Raw genomic sequence first — 472 nt, 5'->3', positions numbered from 1 at the left:
CATAATCAGAAAGTCCCTGGTTCGAGCCCAGGTGGGACCACTTTCATAGATTGTAAAGCCTTGTAAACATTGAGTTTATGAGGCTTTTTTGTTTCTAGGGGACGAATGAGGGGACGATTATTTTAATAGAAAAAGAAAATGTATTTTTACGTTAAATAAATATTTTAATGAAAAAAGTAATTGCAAAACCATTCTTGAAATGGGCTGGAGGAAAAACTCAATTAATTGAACAGATTGAAAATCAATTACCTAAAAATATATTTGAAAGCAGTTTTACATATATAGAACCATTTGTTGGAAGTGGAGCAGTTTTATTTTGGATGCTAGAACAATTTCCTAATATGGAAAATGCAGTTATAAACGACATAAACACAGACTTAACAAATTGTTATATTTCTATAAAAGAAGATGTTGAAAAATTAATAAATACCCTTTCAAATTGGCAAACGGAATTTTATCTTTTATCTCATAA

The 472-nt window shown here is 29.4% G+C and carries 1 protein-coding gene; it reads left to right on the top strand.

Features of this window, described 5'->3' with window-relative positions; all coding sequences use genetic code 11:
- Positions 1-167: 167 nt before the first annotated feature.
- Positions 168-472, top strand: a 305-nt coding sequence (locus tag FUA24_RS03785; RefSeq protein ID WP_148540134.1) for a DNA adenine methylase, incomplete at its 3' end; no start/stop codon positions are given.

Source organism: Seonamhaeicola marinus (assembly GCF_008085455.1).
This window is presented reverse-complemented; position numbering and strand designations above follow the sequence as displayed.